Source organism: Burkholderia sp. R-40 (assembly GCF_049942845.1).
GTDB lineage: Bacteria > Pseudomonadota > Gammaproteobacteria > Burkholderiales > Burkholderiaceae > Burkholderia > Burkholderia ambifaria.
The window spans coordinates 54,251-71,497 of record NZ_CP187969.1; the positions used below are offsets into that span (position 1 = coordinate 54,251).

The 17,247-nt window shown below is 66.3% G+C and carries 16 protein-coding genes; 8 read left to right on the plus strand and 8 right to left on the minus strand.

What is annotated here, in order from left to right; translation table 11 throughout:
- Window positions 1–116: 116 nt before the first annotated feature.
- Window positions 117–1,172 (minus strand): ABC transporter substrate-binding protein, encoded by a 1,056-nt coding sequence (locus ACP26O_RS29050; RefSeq protein WP_175664763.1) that lies wholly within the window; start codon window positions 1,170–1,172, stop codon window positions 117–119.
- A 47-nt stretch (window positions 1,173–1,219) separates the two neighbouring features.
- Window positions 1,220–2,146, minus strand: coding sequence for a TauD/TfdA dioxygenase family protein (locus ACP26O_RS29055; RefSeq protein ID WP_175664762.1), 927 nt, complete (start codon window positions 2,144–2,146; stop codon window positions 1,220–1,222).
- A gap of 369 nt (window positions 2,147–2,515) precedes the next feature.
- On the opposite strand from ACP26O_RS29055, the gene ACP26O_RS29060 reads away from it, so the two are divergent.
- On the plus strand, window positions 2,516–4,708 hold the full coding sequence (locus ACP26O_RS29060) for a hybrid sensor histidine kinase/response regulator (RefSeq protein ID WP_175664761.1): 2,193 nt from the start codon (window positions 2,516–2,518) through the stop codon (window positions 4,706–4,708).
- A gap of 59 nt (window positions 4,709–4,767) precedes the next feature.
- Here ACP26O_RS29060 and ACP26O_RS29065 read toward each other — a convergent pair whose 3' ends face one another.
- Entirely contained in the window at window positions 4,768–5,478 is a 711-nt protein-coding gene (locus ACP26O_RS29065; RefSeq protein ID WP_105830666.1) for an MgtC/SapB family protein, read from the minus strand.
- A 310-nt stretch (window positions 5,479–5,788) separates the two neighbouring features.
- Between ACP26O_RS29065 and ACP26O_RS29070 the strand changes: the two genes are divergently transcribed.
- Both ACP26O_RS29070 and ACP26O_RS29075 read left to right on the plus strand, forming a co-directional pair.
- On the plus strand, window positions 5,789–6,073 hold the full coding sequence (locus ACP26O_RS29070; protein WP_175664760.1) for a helix-turn-helix domain-containing protein: 285 nt from the start codon (window positions 5,789–5,791) through the stop codon (window positions 6,071–6,073).
- Window positions 6,063–7,367: a HipA domain-containing protein gene (locus tag ACP26O_RS29075; protein WP_175664759.1), complete on the plus strand. Its 1,305-nt coding sequence runs from the start codon at window positions 6,063–6,065 to the stop codon at window positions 7,365–7,367. Before ACP26O_RS29070 ends, ACP26O_RS29075 begins: the two co-directional genes overlap by 11 nt.
- A gap of 241 nt (window positions 7,368–7,608) precedes the next feature.
- Here ACP26O_RS29075 and ACP26O_RS29080 read toward each other — a convergent pair whose 3' ends face one another.
- Genes ACP26O_RS29080 through nthA form a run of 3 tightly spaced genes read right to left on the minus strand, consistent with a single transcriptional unit; the run spans window position 7,609 to window position 10,147 of the window.
- The gene (locus tag ACP26O_RS29080) at window positions 7,609–8,853 is read right to left on the minus strand and encodes a GTP-binding protein (protein WP_175664758.1); all 1,245 of its coding nucleotides are present in this window, start codon (window positions 8,851–8,853) and stop codon (window positions 7,609–7,611) included.
- Window positions 8,850–9,503 carry a nitrile hydratase subunit beta gene (gene nthB, locus ACP26O_RS29085; RefSeq protein ID WP_175664757.1) on the minus strand — a complete coding sequence of 218 codons (654 nt, stop codon included), beginning with the start codon at window positions 9,501–9,503 and terminating at the stop codon, window positions 8,850–8,852. The genes ACP26O_RS29080 and nthB overlap by 4 nt, the downstream gene beginning before the upstream one ends.
- Window positions 9,504–9,547: 44 nt before the next feature.
- Window positions 9,548–10,147 carry a nitrile hydratase subunit alpha gene (nthA, locus tag ACP26O_RS29090; protein ID WP_011661413.1) on the minus strand — a complete coding sequence of 200 codons (600 nt, stop codon included), beginning with the start codon at window positions 10,145–10,147 and terminating at the stop codon, window positions 9,548–9,550.
- A gap of 424 nt (window positions 10,148–10,571) precedes the next feature.
- On the opposite strand from nthA, the gene ACP26O_RS29095 reads away from it, so the two are divergent.
- The 4 genes from ACP26O_RS29095 to ACP26O_RS29110 all read left to right on the plus strand — a co-directional run bounded on the left by ACP26O_RS29095 (window position 10,572) and on the right by ACP26O_RS29110 (window position 15,372).
- Window positions 10,572–11,468, plus strand: coding sequence for a transporter (locus tag ACP26O_RS29095; protein WP_175664756.1), 897 nt, complete (start codon window positions 10,572–10,574; stop codon window positions 11,466–11,468).
- Between the two features lie 98 nt (window positions 11,469–11,566).
- Window positions 11,567–12,619 carry an aliphatic aldoxime dehydratase gene (locus ACP26O_RS29100; RefSeq protein ID WP_175664755.1) on the plus strand — a complete coding sequence of 351 codons (1,053 nt, stop codon included), beginning with the start codon at window positions 11,567–11,569 and terminating at the stop codon, window positions 12,617–12,619.
- A 57-nt stretch (window positions 12,620–12,676) separates the two neighbouring features.
- Entirely contained in the window at window positions 12,677–14,203 is a 1,527-nt protein-coding gene (locus ACP26O_RS29105; RefSeq protein ID WP_175664754.1) for an amidase, read from the plus strand.
- Window positions 14,204–14,334: 131 nt separating this feature from the next.
- On the plus strand, window positions 14,335–15,372 hold the full coding sequence (locus tag ACP26O_RS29110; protein WP_175664753.1) for a helix-turn-helix domain-containing protein: 1,038 nt from the start codon (window positions 14,335–14,337) through the stop codon (window positions 15,370–15,372).
- A 196-nt stretch (window positions 15,373–15,568) separates the two neighbouring features.
- Here the strand turns inward: ACP26O_RS29110 and ACP26O_RS29115 are convergent, their stop codons facing one another.
- Window positions 15,569–15,781 (minus strand): twin transmembrane helix small protein, encoded by a 213-nt coding sequence (locus tag ACP26O_RS29115; RefSeq protein WP_006752898.1) that lies wholly within the window; start codon window positions 15,779–15,781, stop codon window positions 15,569–15,571.
- On the minus strand, window positions 15,778–16,128 hold the full coding sequence (locus tag ACP26O_RS29120) for a hypothetical protein (protein WP_175701344.1): 351 nt from the start codon (window positions 16,126–16,128) through the stop codon (window positions 15,778–15,780). The genes ACP26O_RS29115 and ACP26O_RS29120 overlap by 4 nt, the downstream gene beginning before the upstream one ends.
- Before the next feature lie 315 nt (window positions 16,129–16,443).
- Here ACP26O_RS29120 and ACP26O_RS29125 point away from each other — a divergent pair, with 315 nt between their 5' ends.
- Window positions 16,444–17,202 (plus strand): YoaK family protein, encoded by a 759-nt coding sequence (locus ACP26O_RS29125; protein WP_011661419.1) that lies wholly within the window; start codon window positions 16,444–16,446, stop codon window positions 17,200–17,202.
- Window positions 17,203–17,247: the final 45 nt, after the last annotated feature.

Sequence of the window (17,247 nt, forward strand, 5' to 3'; positions counted from 1 at the left end):
CTCTCGGCGGGAAAGCATCAACATACGGCGGCGCGGCGCGCGACCCAACCAACGATTGCGCATATCGAAACCGCGTCGACGCATAAGCATCGATCGCGATGTCGCAACGCCGTCGCTCAACTGCCGCCGGCCGTCGCCGGATCGTCGAAGAAGTAATCGCGCCACGACTTCGGCTCGTTGCGGATCGCACCGGTGCGATACATGAACTGCGCGAGCTTCAGCGTGTTCTGCGGAGCCGTCTTGAACTGCACCTGCGGATTGCGCAGGATCTTCAGCAGCAAAGCGCGATCGATCTTCGACCCGTTCACGCGGATATAGGTGTCGGCCGCGCGCTCGGGATCGGCGGCGATCTGGCGGGCCGCGTCGGCGAGCGCGGCGACGAACGCGCGGTACGTCTTCGGGTTGTCGTCGCGGAATTTCCCGGTCGCATACAGCACCGTCGCGGAACTCGGGCCGCCGAGCACGTCGTAGGAATTCAGCACGATGTGCGCGTTCGGATTGCCCGCGAGTTCCTGCTCCTGGAACGGCGGATTGCCGAAGTGGCCGGTGATCACGTTGCTGTTCGCGAGGATCGCGGCCGTCGCATCGGGATGCGGGATCGCCTGGGTCAGCGGATCGAGCTTGTCGAACTGCTTGTCGCCCCACTGCTTCGCGGCCGCGTACTGCAGCACGCGCGACTGCACCGACACGCCGACGGCCGGCACCGCGATGCGGTCCTTCGCGCCCAGGTCGGCGATCGTCTTCACGTTCGGGTTGCTGCTGACGAGGTAATACGGAAAATTGCCGAGCGACGCGACGCCCTTCACGTTCTGCCGGCCGCGCGTGCGGTCCCACACGGTCAGCAGCGGCCCGACGCCCGCGCCGGCGATATCGACCGCGCCCGACAGCAGCGCGTCGTTCACAGCCGCCCCGCCCGACAGCCGCACCCAGTCGACCTTGATGTCGATGCCGGCCTTGCGCCCTTCCTTCTCGATCAGTTGCTGGTCGCGCGCGACGTTCAGCATCAGGTAGACGACGCCGAACTGCTCGGCGATGCGGATGCGGCCTTCCGCGTGCGCGGCTTGCGGCGTGCCGGCGGCGGCGAACGCCAGCGCGACGGTGAGCGTGGCGGCCAGCGCGCGGCGCGCGAGCCGGGTCGTGCGGCGCAGTGCCGGCGAAAGCGGAAACGACATCGGAACTCCAGTCAGGATGGGGGCAGCGGGACGACGACGCGCGACGCTCAGAACGGCGCGTCGCCTTCGATCGTCGTGCGGTACAGCTTGCGGCGCAGCTGGTCGGGCGTGCCGGCCGCGAGATGCATCAGCGAGCGGTTGTCCCAGAACACGAGGTCGTGCGCGCGCCAGTGGTGCCGATACAGATGCTCGGCACGCACGCTGTGCGCGAACAGTTCGTCGAGCAGCGCGCGGCTTTCGTCTTCGGGCAGATCGACGATGCGCGTCGTGAAATGCTCGCTGACGAACAACGCCTTGCGGCCCGTTTCCGGATGCGTGCGCACGACCGGATGCACCACCGCCTCGACTTGCGCGATCTGCTCGGCCGACAGGTTCGGCCGCCACGGGCTGCGCGCCTGCAGCTCGGCATAGCGCGCCAGATACGTATGCTCGGCGCGCCGCCCTTCGACCGCGCGACGCAGGTGCGCCGGCAGCGTCTCCCACGCGAGATGCATGTTCGCGAACAGCGTGTCGCCGCCTTCGGCCGGCAGCTCCTGCGCATGCAGCAGCGAGCCGAGGCTCGGTTTTTCCTTGTACGACAGGTCGGAATGCCAGAAATGACCGGCGTCGCCGAGCCCGATCGGCCGGCCGTTCTCGACGATGTTCGACACGATCAGCACTTCCGGATGCGCGGCCAGCGCGAACTGGTGCAGCACATGGATCTGCAGCGGGCCGAAGCGGCGGCTGAACGCGACGTGTTCGTCCGGCGTGATGCGCTGGTCGCGAAACACCAGCACGTGATGGTCGAGATGCGCGCGATGGACGCGCGCGAAATCGGCGGCACCGAGCGGTTGCGACAGGTCGATGCCGACGACTTCGGCGCCGAGCGGCGCATCGAACGGGACGATGTCGAATCGCTGCGCGCCGGCTTCCGGCGGCAACGCGGCCCGATGGCCGGCGGACGTCGATGCGGCGCGGATGGCGGAAGTCGTCACGGTACAGCCCCTGATTCGGTAAAAATGCGAATCTACGAGCGCGTGCCGGATTGCGTCAACGAAGCGATTCCGATACGTTTATCTGCCGCGGCGATAAGGATCGGTGCCGGTGCGCTGCCGGCCGGATCGCGCACCCATCTTGCACACCGCGTTTCCAGAATTTACAAACTCGGTGGCGTCCGGCACCGCCCGCGGGGCGCCGAGGCCCGTGCCGCAAGGCCGCGGGACCCGCCCCGAGCAGGCGGCACGCAGCTTGCTCACATCGGCCCGGATATGGCGACGGCGACAGCAGTGGGACGCCGGCCGCCACCGGCAATCGCCTGGTCGTGAGCTATGACACCTGACTCTCCCCTGCTGGAATCGGCCCTGATGCGGGCCGATCATTTCGTGCAGTTCTACGAATCCGACGAGCAGCTCGTGTCGGAGGTCGCGTCGTTCGCGGCCGATGCGTTGCGCGACGGCGGCAGCGCGATCGTGATCGCCCGGGCCGACCGGCTCGCGGCGGTGCACGAACGCCTGGATGGGCTCGGCGCGGCAATCGGCGCCGCGGCCCGCGACCGGATCTTCATGTCGAGCGCGCAGGCGCTGCTCGACAGCTTCATGGACGGCGACCTGCCCGATCCGGCACGCTTTCGCCGCACGATCGGCCCGATCGTCGAAGCCGCGATCCGCGCCGGCCGGCCCGTGCATGCGTTCGGAGAAATGGTCTCGCTGCTGTGCGCGCAGGACCGATACGTCGGCGCCCTGCGACTGGAAGCGTTATGGGACGAACTGATCGCGCGGTACCGCTTCTCGCTCTACTGCGGCTATTCGCATGACGCGTTTCCGAGCGCCGAGCAGTCGGAGATGTTCCGCCACGTGTGCTCGCTGCACCGCCGCATCCTGCCTGCCGCGTCGCTGCGCAACGACGAGAACGAGCTGCATCTGACGCTGGCGCTGTCCCAGCAACGCTCGCGCGCGCTGAGCGACGAGATCCGCCGCCGCGAGGACGCCGAACAGCAACGCAACGGCGTGCTGATGCATGCGCCGTTGCCGATCGCGCTACTGTCGGGCCCGGAGCACCGGATCGTGCTCGCGAATCACCGTTTCTCCGCGCTGTGCGGCCGGACCGACATCGTCGACCAGCCGCTGACGTCGGTGCTGCCCGGCGGCGATACGCCCGCGATCGTGCAGGCGCTTGAAACCGCCCGCGAGCAAGGCTGCTCGACGACGATCGGCGAACACCACGACCGGCCCGAACCGGACGGCGCCGCCCGCGTGTACCGGCTGCATTTCAATCCGCAGCCGCTCGCCGAGGGGCTCGGCGTGATCGTCAGCGCGGTCGAGGTGACCGAGCACGTCGCCGCGCGCGAGAAGCTCGTCGCCGCGAACGCCGAGCGCGACCGGCTGCTGGGCGAACTGCGCGACGCGAACCAGGCGAAGGACCAGTTTCTCGCGGTGCTCGGCCACGAGCTGCGCAATCCGCTGACGCCGATCTCGCTCGCGCTCGAGCTGATCCGCAACCGCGACGGCCAGGCGACGCCGAACGAGATCGCGATCATCCAGCGGCAGCTCGATCACATGGTCCGGCTGATCGACGACCTGCTCGACGTGTCGCGCATCACGCGCGGCAAGATCACGCTGAAGAAGGAATCCTTGCGGCTCGCGGACATCGTCGACCGCGCGGTCGAGGTCGCCAGCCCGCTGCTCGAGCAGCGCCGTCACCGCCTGCATGTCGACGCCGATCCCGACGCGCGTTGCCACGGCGACCCGGTGCGGCTGTCGCAGGTCGTCGCGAACCTGCTGACCAATGCGGCGAAATACACGATGCCGGGCGGCGACATCACCGTGCGCGCGACGCACGGCGCGGACGGCGCCGCGATCATCGAGGTCTGCGACAACGGCGCCGGCATTCCGCCCGACCGCCTCGACAGCATCTTCGAGCCGTTCTACCGGCTCGACGGCGAAACGAAGCAGGCGCACGGCGGCCTCGGCATCGGCCTCGCGCTCGTGCGCAGCCTCGTGAACCTGCATGGCGGCACGGTGCGCGCGGACAGCGCCGGCCCCGGCTGCGGCAGCACATTTACGATCGCGCTGCCCGAGTACCGGCCGAAAGCCGTGGCGGTGGTCACGCCGCAGCCGCCGCCGGGCATCCGCGAGTTGGCGCCGAGCAGCACCGGCCGGCGCGTGATGCTGGTCGACGACAACGAGGATGCCGCATCGACGCTCGCGCAATGGCTGCGCGACGCCGGCCATGAAGTCGCCGTCGTGCACGACCCGGTGACCGCGCTGGCCGCCTACCGCGCGTACCGCCCCGACGTCGCGATCCTCGATATCGGGCTGCCGGTGATGGACGGCTACGAGCTGCTGCGGCGGCTGAAGGCGATCAACGAAGTGACGACGTGCATGTTCCTCGCGCTGACCGGTTATGGCCGCAGCGCGGATCGCGAGCGCTGCCTCGCGACCGGGTTCCTGCAGCATTTCGTGAAGCCGGTCGATCCGGCCGCGCTGCATCTCGCGATGACGCTGCCGCGGCCGGGCGGCGATGCGCACGACGGCGCGGGTGCGGAAGCCGGACGCTGAACGCTGACCGCGGCACGGCTACGGTACATACGCGCCATAGACGGCGGGCGGCGCGCGGCTCAGTTCTCCGATGAACAGCGGACCGACGTCAGCCCGGCCGACTCGAGAGTGCGGATCAGTTGCGGCAGCATCACGTCGGTGTTGGCCTGTTCGCGCCACTGCACGAGCAGTTCCTCCTCGCGCAGCGCACGCGCGACCGATTCGTGAAAGCCGCGCGTGCGGCACGTGAATCCCGCGGCGTGCAGCCGGGTCGTCAGCCGCTCGCGCGCCGTCGAGCCGAGTTCGTATTCGACCGTGACCCGCGCCGTCCTGACGCCGCGCAGCCGTTCCTCGACCAGCCGCAGCGGCCACACGACGAGCAATGCGAGCACGAGCCCAAGCGCGCCGAGCGACAACTGGCCGCCGCCGATGCACAGTCCGATGATCGTGACGAACCACAGTGTCGCTGCCGTGGTCACGCCGGAGACGAGGCCGTCGCGATGCAGGATGGCGCCCCCGCCGATGAAACCCATCCCGGTCAGGATGCCGAGCGGCAGCCGCATCGGGTCAATCACCGCAAACGCGCCCTCCGGCTTGCCGGCCTGCATCAGCAGCGCATTCACCTGCAGCATCGCCAGGCACGCGGCGAGGCAGACCAGGATCGTCGTGCGCAGCCCGGCCGTCTTGCCGGCTTCACTGCGATCGAGGCCGACCAGCCCGCCCGCGACGAGCGCCAGCGCGATCCTGAGGAGAGCATCGGTCCAATGAAGTACGACCGGCATCGGCTCCATGCGCGCCTCCATGCAAATCGTCATGCGAGATGCGTCGCGGTACGACCGCGGACGACACTCCCGGGACGCAAGGTTCGAGCCCGGCCGCGCGTGCAATGCGCGAACGCCACATCACGCTCTCGACGTATCCGATCGGATACGGACATAGTCGCACGCGATGATTGAACGCCCCGCCGTTTCCGATTGGGTACGAAATGACACGCCGGCTTGCCGTGAACGCATCTTCGTTCCTGAACGGATACGAAATGGTGCCCGGGCCGACGCGTTGTGCCATACTGTTCCCGATCAGATACGAAGCACGGAGAACGTCATGTCGGAGTCCCAGTCCGTCGACACGATCGGCGCGCTCGCCCACCTCATTCGCGCGACGCGGCTCCAGCAGGGGTTCACGCGCGACGAACTCGCGAACGCGACCGGGCTGTCGCCGAAATTCATCAGCCAGGTCGAAGCCGGCAAGCCGACCGCCCAAATCGGCAAGGTCATGCTGCTGCTCGGCGAACTCGGCGTGCGCCTGTACGCGGAATCGTCGGTCGAGATTTCGGAAGCCACCGCGCTGAAGGCCGCGCGACGCCGCAGGAGCAGCCATGGCGGCTAGAACGCTGATCGCCTCCGCCAACGGCGTGCGCATGGGCACGCTGACCGACGACAAAGGTATCTGGTCGTTCGCATACGATCCGCAGTGGCTCGCGTCCGCGGCCGCGTACCCGCTGTCGCCGGCGTTCGCGCTGCGCGCGGACACCTTCACCGACACGTCGACCGATCGCCCTGTCCAGTGGTTCTTCGACAACCTGCTGCCCGAGGAAGGCATGCGCACGTCGCTCGCACGCGAGGCGAAGGTCGATGCCGCCGACGCGTGGGGCCTGCTCGCATACTTCGGGCGCGAATCGGCCGGCGCGCTGACGCTGCTCGCCGACGGCGAGCGGGAAGCGCCCGGCAGCCTGCAGCCGCTGTCGCTCGACGAACTCGAGCGCCGGATCCAGGCGATGCCCGAGCGCGCGCTGACGGCCACCGCGCCCAAGCGCATGTCGGCGGCCGGCGCGCAGCAGAAGCTGCTGCTGGTGCTGCGCGGCGACGCGCCCGACTACACGCTGTACGAGCCGGTCGGCAGCGAGCCGTCGATGCATCTGCTCAAGCCGGACATGCGCGCGGCCGGCTACCCGCATTCGGCGATCAACGAATTCTTCTGCATGAAGCTCGCGAGGAAGATGGGGCTCGACGTGCCCAACGTGCACTTCCTGCGCGCGCCGTCCGCGTGCTACGTGATCGACCGGTTCGACCGCGACGTTGCTTCGGCGCCGGCCGGGCGCGTGCATACGATCGACGCGATGCAGTTGCTCAACTACGACCGCGGCTTCAAGTACCAGCGGGCGAATGCGCAGGAGCTGGCCCGCGCGATCGACCGCACCAGCACGCGCGCGCTGGCGCGCCTGTCGGTGTTCCGCTGGACCGTGTTCAACGTGGTGGTCGGCAATGCCGACGCGCATCTGAAGAACCTGTCGTTCTTCGTCGACGCGCGTGGCTACCGGCTCGCGCCGTTCTACGACATCGTCAGCACGGTCGTGTATCACACGCCGACGCACCGGCCCGACCATCGCGGCGATCATTGGCCGCACTGCGAACTGACGATGCCGCTCGGCAACGCGACGCGGTTTGCCGATATCGATGTGGATGCGCTGATTGCATTCGGCGAGGCGCTCGGGCTCAGAGGCAAGGCGGCGGCCAGCGAACTGCGGCGCTTTCTCGAGCCGCTCGATCGCCACGTCTCGCAAACGCTCGACGAAGTGCGGGAGATCGCGCGGCCGGACGCGGGGGAGATGCGGTTGCTGAATTCGATCGTCGCGATGCCGATCGCGGAGATGGGGCGGGCGCTTCGGCCGATGCGGGATTGAACCGGGATGGGCGGAAAAGCGCCTCGGCGGGCACTGCGCTTCGCCGCGGGCCTCCCCCGCCGGGACACCCGCTCAGCGGCGCACCGCGAATGCGTCGACTCCCGTCAGCGCAGCGGAGTGCGCCCATAGACGCTCGGCCGCCTCGGGATCGATCGCGTGCGGCCGCACGCCGGCCTCCTCGTCGCCGCACGTGACGACCGCGACATCGCAAATTCATCGCTGACCGGCGAGCCAGCAAGCGTCACGGATGTTCGATGGCCACGAGCGCGTCGAACGCGTCGGCTTGCGGAAACGCCGCCCACGATTCCGGTCCCGCCTCGATTTCCTCCACCGTCAACAGGCACGCATCGAGTTCGCGGCGCAACCGTCCGTGATCGATCGACTGCCCGATGAACACGATTTCCTGCCGGCAATCGCCGACCGGCTCCGCCCATTTTTCCAGCACGCCGGCGCGGCGATAGTCGTCGCGCGGCCAGTCCGACTGCGGCACGAACCGCCACCAGCGGCCGACGTAGCCCCACTGGAACCGGCCCCCCGTCTGCACGAGCATGCCGATCTCCTCATGGCGGTGCGCAGCCCACGCATAGCCTTTGCAGCGAAGTAGCCGGCCGTTGGTCCACGGCCGCCGCAGCCAGGCGAGCAGGCGCGCCGGATGAAACGGCGCACGTTCGCGATAGACCCACGATCCGATTCCGTATGTGTCGGACTCCGACGGTCGTTCGTCGACCTGCATGTGGCGCATCCATCCCGGAGATTCGACGAGCGCCGGCAAATCAAAGCGCCGGGTATCGAGCACGTCCGACGGATCGATTTCACCGTCCTGCATCGGCAGAATCCGCGCGGAGGGATTCAACGACGCGAGCACCGCGCGCAGCCTGTCGAAACCCGCATCGCCGATCCGATCGAATCGGCTGACGAGGACGACGTTCGCATACTCGACCTGTTCGATCAGCAGGTCCGACAGCTTGCGTGGCTGCCCGGCTTCACTTCCGTTCGAGGCCGGTTCTTCCGACGTGATCATGTCCTCGAACGTCTCGCCGTTGACTACCGTGACGAGCGTATCGAGCCGCGCGAGTTCGCTGAGGCTGAAGCCGTCGCGATCGAGGAACGCGAACGTCTCCGCGACCGGCATGGGCTCCGAGATTCCAGTCGACTCGATCAGCAGGTAATCGAAGCGCTGCTGTCGCGCGAGCGTGCTGACCTGATCGAGCAGATCGGCGCGCAGCGTGCAACAGATGCAGCCGTTGCTCATCTCGACCAGCTCGTCCACGCCGCGATGCAGCTCGACGTTGCGTCGCACCTCGTCGGCGTCGACGTTCACTTCGCTCATGTCGTTGACGATCACGGCCACCTTCAGGCCGGCGCGATTGCGCAGGATGTAATTCAGCAGCGTCGTCTTCCCGGCGCCGAGGAATCCGGACAGTACCGTCACCGGAATCCGCGCCGGCGGGCCGGCCAGCGCGGGTTGATTCGCCAACGCATTCATGCGCGCGTCTCCGGCGCGCGATCGAGGTAGCCTTCGAACAGGTCGGCCACGACATAACCGTCGTCGGCGGCGTCACCCCAGAGATCCCTCACGCGGAATTCGACGTGATAGGTCGGCTGATGCGCGGCGCCGGTGTCGCCGTGGCCGATCGCGTCCGGGAACGGCCACGATTCGGTCGTCCGGTGCAGCACGACGCCTGTCTTTCCCCGCACGTAGCCCGGTGCCCGGACGTGTCCGCTCACGTATTCGTCGCGCACGACGACGCGATCGCCGACCTCGAACCGCGTCGCGCCCGCGGGCGCCGCCCGGCCGACGGAATGCGACGGGTTCGCGAGCCGGAAGTGCGAACCGAGCGCGCGGTCGAGCTCGTCCTGCGTCAGCACGCCGGTTTCGACGAGCAGCGTCGCGGTCGCGATCACGTAGCGCTCGTAGTAGCGCGTTCCGACATGCTGGCGCACGTCGATCCGTTCGACCGCGTGACGCACTTCGTCGACGCTGAACTTTTTCAATTGATCGACACCGACGAACATCAAGCTATATGCGAGATGTTCCCAGTCTTCCTTGAAGACCGGCTTGTAGCCGAGGCTGTTGATCGTGTGCGGCACCCGGCCGAAGCCCTGGAATCCGCCGAGGTCGTGAAAGCCGTCCATCTGTGATCTCCGAAATGAAGGTCGATAAGAGAATGCGGCGCGGATCAGCTCGCGCGCGGCAGCGCGACGCCGATCAGCACGTCCTTCGTGACAAGCGTTCGCAGTTGTTCCTCGGTCATGTGCCCGGTGCCGGCGGGACGCACGGGCAGCACCAGGTAGCGGCTTTCGGCCGTGGTGTCCCACACCTTCACGACGACGTCGTCGGGCAAGTCGGTACCGAGTTCGCGCAGCACCGTGCGCCCCTCGCGGACGAGCCGCGCGCGGTATTCGAAACCCTTGTACCACTCGGGCGGCAGCCCGAGCACCGGCCAGTTCGTGCACGAGCACAGGCTGCAGACGATCACGTTCTTCAGCGTCGGCGTATCTTCGAGCGCGACGATGTATTCACCCTGCGGGCCGGTGTAACCGAACTGCGCGCACGCGGCGGTACCGTCCTTCAACAGCAGCTCGCGAAACCCCGGATCGACCCACGCGCGCGCGACAATGCGCGCGCCGTTGGCCGGGTCCCAGGTCGTCGACATCAGTTCCGTCAGGCCTTCGATATAGCCGTCCGGGATCAGGTTTTTCTCTTTCATCACGCGAAACAGCGCCCAGGCGCGTTCGCCGGGTGTCGATGCTGTTTCTGCAGAGTGGTTCGCGCTCATCGTGGGGCTCCTCGTGGGGGTTCGGGTCGACCGCCGCCCCGCCGCTGCTTCCCTGGCGGGGCGCGGACACGTCGTATCGGTCACGCTCGACGAGTAGGTTAAGAAGAGAAAAAGCGCGGTTCTTTGCCGGCACGGATCGGAAACTGTGCTGAGACGGATCCGGCACCTGCCTTTGTTGCGACTGCATGGCATCGACGGCAGAGGCCCGCCACAGCCAATTTCTTGTTCCGCCGGAAAACAGAATCGCGGTTTTTGCCTCCCTATTCTCATCCTCAAGCGATGGCCGTTCGGTGTCGCGAATCGTCGGCGCACCCGATGCGCCGATGGATAACAGCGTGCAGCACACCACGACTCCGGCGTCCGGCAACGGCGCGCGTGCGTCGAACATCGGACGCGATGGTATCTGCGCATCCAGGCAAGGGGCATGATGGACAACGTCAACAGAATGAAACTGAAGCGAATCGCGCACTGGATCGGCGCATCGCTGTTGGTCGTCGCGTCGCATTACGCGGGCGCGGTCGAGGTCGATCCGGGCGACTACGAGCAGTACCCGGTCGGCGCGACGATCGGCGTGCTGTATTACAACTATTCGGCGACGAACGCGTACTACGCGAACGGCAGCAAGACGTCGAATTTCGATCTGCAGTCGAACATCGGCATCGCGCGGCTGCTGCACGTATTCCAGATTACCGACCGGCTGACGATCGATCCGCAGGTGCTGCTGCCGTTCGGCCACGTGAGCGGCTTCGGCAATGCGAGCGCGCTCGGCAGCACGACCGGTGTCGGCGACGTGATTCTGACCGCGCCGCTGAAATTCCGCCTGAACGAAGCGAAGGACGTGATCGCCGCGACCGTCTACCTGTATGCGCCGACCGGAAGCTACGACCAGAACCGCGGCCTGAATCTCGGCGCGAACCGCTGGTCGCTCGACTTCCAGGCCGCGTACGTGAAGCATTTCTCGGCGCAGTGGGCGCTCGACCTCGTCGGCGACGCGATCTGGTACGGCAACAACACGTCGTACGGCGCAAGCGGTGCGACGCTGCATCAGCGGATGAGCTACAGCGCGCAGGCGATGGTTCGCTACATGCCTGATCCAGGCACATCGCTCGGCTTAGGGATCACGCAATTCTGGGGCGGCGAAACGCGCGTCGACGGTGTCGACGGCCATGACGCGCTGCGCACGACGCGGATGCGGCTGACGGCGTCGAAGTTCGTGACGAAGGCCGACCAGGTACAGGTCCAGCTTGGCACCGACCTGAGCGTGCGCAACGGGCCGAAGAACAGCCTGCTCGTCGGCCTGCGTTACGCGCACATCTTCTGACGATGAGCCGGCGCCGGGTTCTGCTTCCGGCGCATATCGATTCGTTTTACCGACGGTTGATTCGTCGACACCCGACTCCCTTTCCAATGAGGCCATGCATGGAATCCGCAATCGATAAACACCTGGTCTGCCCGCGCACGCTGTCACGCCGTGTCGCCGACGATTACCAGCCGCCGTTCCCGATGTACGTCGCCCGTGCGGCGGAAGACCTGAGCCAGGTCGTGATGGGCTATTTCGGCGTGCAGTATCGCGGCGCCGACAAGCGCTCCGCCGCTCTGGCCGCGCTGCGCCGGATCGTCGCCGATTTCGATGCGCCGGACGGCCCGGGCAATCATGATCTGACGCAGCACACCGACAACCAGGGCTACGACAATCTGATCGCCGTCGGCTATTGGCGCGACCCTGACGCGTACGCGCGCTGGATCGCGTCGCCGGCGGTCGCCGAATGGTGGGCATCCGACGCGCGACTCGCGGACGGCATCGGCTACTTCCGCGAGATCGTTGCGCCGCGCGCGGAGCAGTTCGAGACGCTGTACGCGTTCACGGACGATTTTCCCGGGGTCGGCTCGATCATGGACGGCGTCAGTGGGGAGATCGAGGAACACGGTTACTGGGGGTCGATGCGCGACCGGTTCCCGATTTCGCAAACCGACTGGATGCATGCGGACGGCGAATTGCGGATCGTCGCGGGTGATCCGGAACGCGGCGGCCGCGTGGTCGTGCTGGCGCACGACAACATCGCGCTGATCCGTTCCGGGCAGGACTGGCGTGCGGCCGAAGACGACGAACGCCGGCTGTATCTCGACGAGATCGAGCCGACGCTTCGCAGCGGGATGGAATTCCTGCGCGACAACGGCGTCGACGTCGGCTGCTATAGCAACCGCTACGTGCGGTCGATCGATCTCGACGGCAATCTGCTCGACGAGAGCTACAACATCGGCCACTGGCGCTCGCTCGACCGCCTCGAGCGATGGGCGGAGTCGCATCCGACACATCTTCGGATCTTCGTCACGTTCTTTCGCGTCGTCACCGGGCTGTCGAAGCTGCGGCTGTATCACGAGGTGTCCGTATTCGACGCGAAACATCAGGTCTACGAATACGTGAACTGCCATCCGACAACCGGGATGATGCGCGACGCCGTCGCCCGCTGAATCGTGCCGGCGCCGCGCAGTTCGGGCGGCGCCGCCTTACTGAACTGGAGAACGTCGATGGCCATCAAACGCCCGACCCGCGAACAACTTTCCGACATCGCAGCCGGCTTCGGCTTTCATGTCGATGCCCGGCAGCTCGCCGATTACGATGAAGTGCTGCAGGCGAATTTCGACGCGTACGACGCGATCGACGCGCTGCCCGACTATCTGCCGACCATCGCGTATCCGCGCACGCCCGGCTACCGCCCGGAAGGCGACGAAAACCGTTATGGCGCGTGGGCGCGCAAGAGCACGATCCACGGCGCCGCCGACGGCAAGCTGCGCGGCAAGACCGTGGCCGTGAAAGACAACATCTGTGTCGGCGGCGTGCCGATGCGCAATGGCGCGAGCACGTTCGAAGGTTACGTGCCCGACGTCGACGCGACTGTCGTCACGCGGATGCTCGACGCCGGCGCGACGATCGCCGGCAAGTCGACCTGCGAGTACTACTGCTTTTCCGGCGGCTCGCATACGAGCGCGTCCGGGCCCGTGCTCAATCCGCGCAAGGCCGGACATTCGGCCGGCGGTTCGTCGTCCGGCAGCGGTGCGCTGATCGCGAGCGGCGAAGTCGACATGGCGCTCGGCAGCGACCAGGGCGGCTCGGTGCGGATTCCGTCCGCGTATTGCGGTGTCTACGGAATGAAGCCGACGCACGGCTTGGTCCCGTATACCGGCGCAATGCCAATCGAGGCGACCGTCGACCACCTCGGGCCGATGACGAGCAACGTGCTCGACAACGCGCTGTTGCTCGACGTGATCGCTGGTGACGACGGGCTCGATCCGCGCCAGCGGGCGCTGCCGCCGCGCGCCGACTATCTCGGTGCGATCCGGGACGGCATCGCCGGCCTGCGGATCGGCATCCTGCGCGAAGGGTTTGGACTCGCGAATTCGGAGGCGGTCGTCGACGAGGCGGTGCTCGTCGCCGCGCATCGGTTGCGCCAGCTTGGCGCGAAGGTCGACGAGGTATCGGTGCCGTTGCATGCGGCCGGAACGGCGATCTGGCTGCCGATTGCCGCCGAAGGCGCGACTCAGCAGATGATGAAGGGCAACAGCCACGGCTTCAACTGGGGCGGCCTGTACGTGACGGGCATGATCGATCATCACGCGGGCTGGCGTGAGCGAGCCGACGAGCTGCCGGATACCGTCAAGGTGACGATGCTGCTCGGAGAATATTTCACGAGCCGGTATCGCGGCCGCTATTACGCGAAGTGCCAGAACCTCGCACGGCGGCTGCGTGCGGATTACGACACGGCCCTGCAATCGTATGATCTTTTGTTGATGCCGACCGTGCCGATACGCGCGTCGAAACTGCCGGAGCCCGGTTGCGCGATGTCCGAATCGCTGGCGCGCGCGTTCGAGATGCTCGCGAATACGGCACCGTTCGACGTATCCGGACATCCGGCAATGTCGCTTCCCTGCGGGATCGCGGAAGATCTACCGATCGGACTGCAACTGGTCGGGCGTCGCTTCGACGAGGCGACGATCTACCGGTGCGCCTATGCGTATGAACAGTCGTCCGACTGGCGCCAGACGACGTTCGCATGATGAGCCGGGCCCGCCGGCGCACCCTGTCGCGTCGGCGGCCAATGCGGCGCGGGTTTCGACCGGGTTGGACAACGCGTTTTTGAACGGGCACGCTACTCGCTGCCGTTTGCTTATCCATGTGGGGCACGATCATGACAACACCTTCGATCCCTCCCTTCCCCGGTTGCGACGACTTCGCCCTCGCGTCAGGCGGTGCGCCGTTCGAATGGACGCGTTCGTCGATCGAGGTCGCGACCGACGGCTCTGTCAGCCAGCGCATCGAATTCTGGCGCGAGATGATCCTGCGCCTGTTTGCGGATGTGCAGATCGCGGCTGTCCAGAAAGACGATTTCTTTGGCCGGGTGCGGCAGCGCAAGTGCGACAAGCTGCGGATCTCGGATATCCACGCGAGCGAACAGGCGGTGACCCGGCGCTTTCGTCAGGCGCGTAGCGAGTACGAGGACAAGTATTTCGCGGTACTGATGCTCGAGGGTAGCCAGTCGGTCGAACAGGACGGCAAGATCGTCACACTGCGTCCGGGCGATTTCGCGGTGTACGACGCGACCAGGCCGCATCACCTGCAGTTCGGCCAGTCGTGGCGCGAAATCGTCGTCAGCATTCCGCGCACGACGCTCAACCAGCTCGTCGTCGGGATGGAGCACCGTACCGCTTGCCCGATGCCGACCGGGCAAGGCGTCGGCTACGTGATGCGCGGGTTTCTCGAACAGATGTCGTCGCAGATCCGCCACGTGTCCGAGGACGAGATGCTGCAGTTGTCGGATACCGCGATCTCGCTGATCGCGATGACCATCGGGAGCCTGCAGCGCAACGACGTCGCGCAGTCGCGGATGAAGGCGCTGACGCTCACGCGCGTGAAACGGCATCTGCTCGAACATCTGCGCGACCCGGAATTGAACCCCACGATGGTCGAGCAGGCGACCGGGATATCGTCGCGGTACATCAACAAGCTGTTCGAGGCAGAAAACACCTCGCTGATGCGCTACATATGGAACCTGCGGCTCGAACGGTGCGCGGAAGATCTCGCGAATCCGCAATGCGGGGTGCTGCGTGTGTCCGACATCGCGTTGCGCTGGGGATTCAACGACATGTCGCATTTCAGCCGAGCGTTCCGCGAACGGTTCGCGGTGGCGCCGCGCGCGTGGCGCCGGCAAGGTGGTGCGGAGAGTTGACGGTGTGACGGTTCCCCGCTGATCCAATTGTCGGTATTCGCTATGGAGAGCGCTCCGCGCCTGAGGCACCTCTCATCGATGCCGAGGCGTTTTTGTTTCGATCCATCAGGATAAGTATTCTTATCACAACATCTCGATTATCGATCCAAACTCGAGCGCACCAAACCACGTCAGATGTGGCTGGCACGCACGAACCTCACCTGCCGATCGGCAGCCCCGTCGGCTCGATCCACCCGAGCCGATACGCGATCAGCAGCGACAGGAACAACGTGATCGACAATCCGACGCGCGCCGCGAGCGACCACGCCATCCGCTTGCTCCTGCCGCGGTCGTGATTCATGAAATACAGCGCGAAAATCAGGCTTCCGATAATCAGCGCGAACGCCACCGAAACCAGCGCAATCTTCATCGTTGATGCTCCTCCAGGCCCGAATCGGCCTTCAGCAGTTCAGTCAGTCTTTGCCGCTCGGCAGCGACGTCGGCCACACCCGATGCCGGCCAGTCCAGCGCCACGCCATTGCCCAGCGAATCGCGCACGAGCGTCTGGTAACGCCGGTCGCTGATTCGCCCGTCGTCCATCGCCTCCGAGATCTCATGTCGAAACGGTAGCGGAAAGCTCGTGTATGCGCGCGACAGCGCCGCATATTGCCGCGCGTCGATCTCCTTCGACGACGGCACGACGGCCCACACGACGGCGGCCACGATGGCTGCGAAAGGAATCGCCGTGTAGCGGAGAACGAACTTGATCGGGGTCATGAGGCGGATATCGAAGTAACGACGACGTAGCGGGGAAATAGCGGCGAAGTCACGCCGCACGGACGGCGCACGTGGGCCGTGTGGAACCGGAAGCCGCCCGCGCAAGCCGCGGCCGGCAGCGTCCTGCCGACATGGCAGACATTGTACTTAAAGCCCCATTGGGCTAACAGAGTATGATAATGTCATTATCATGTCTTGTAGATGATTCGAGCAACCCGGCCCCCTTTGCCGGTGGCCCGCGCGGGCGCCTGACACCTGAAACCGGTGGCGGTCGTCCTGTCCATGCCCGCCGTCCGGGCGATTGAGCGTACCCCTATGCCAGCGCAGTACTTTCGAAGCCTCACCGGAAAACACCGCAGCGCGACCGCGAACCGTCAGCTCGGCTTTTCGCTGGCCTTCGTCGCGGGCGCGGCCAACGCCGGCGGCTACCTGGCAGTCAAGCAATACACGTCGCACATGAGCGGCATCGTGTCGGCGATCGCCGACCAGACGGCGCTCGGCGACATCCAGCTCGCGCTGGCCGGCATCAGTTCGCTGGGGTCGTTCCTGATCGGCGCCAGCTGCTCGGCGATCCTCGTCAACTGGGGGCGGCGTCGCGGCCTGCAGAGCCAGTTCGTGCTGCCGCTGCTGGTCGAAGCCGTGCTACTGCTTCTGTTCGGGCTGCTCGGCAGCCATCTCGCGCTGTGGGAAACGTTCTTCGTGCCGGTCACGGTCACGCTGCTGTGCTTCATCATGGGTCTGCAGAACGCGACGATCACGAAGCTGTCGGGCGCGGAAATCCGCACGACACACGTGACCGGCATCGTGACCGACCTCGGCATCGAGCTCGGCAAGCTGTTCTACTGGAATCGCTCGGCCGTCGACGTGGACGCGCACGCGGTGATCGCCAACCGTTCGAAACTGAGGATTCACGCGACGATGCTCGCGTCGTTCTTCGTCGGCGGGCTCGCCGGCGCGATCGGCTTCAAGCATGTCGGCTACGTGGTGACCGTGCCGCTCGCCTGCCTGCTCGTGATGCTCGCGGCGATGCCGCTGATCGACGACCTGCTTGCGTGGCTCGAACGCCGGCGTTGAGCCGGCGCGCACGCTGCAACGGCGCATTCGGCCGTGGCGCCGAAA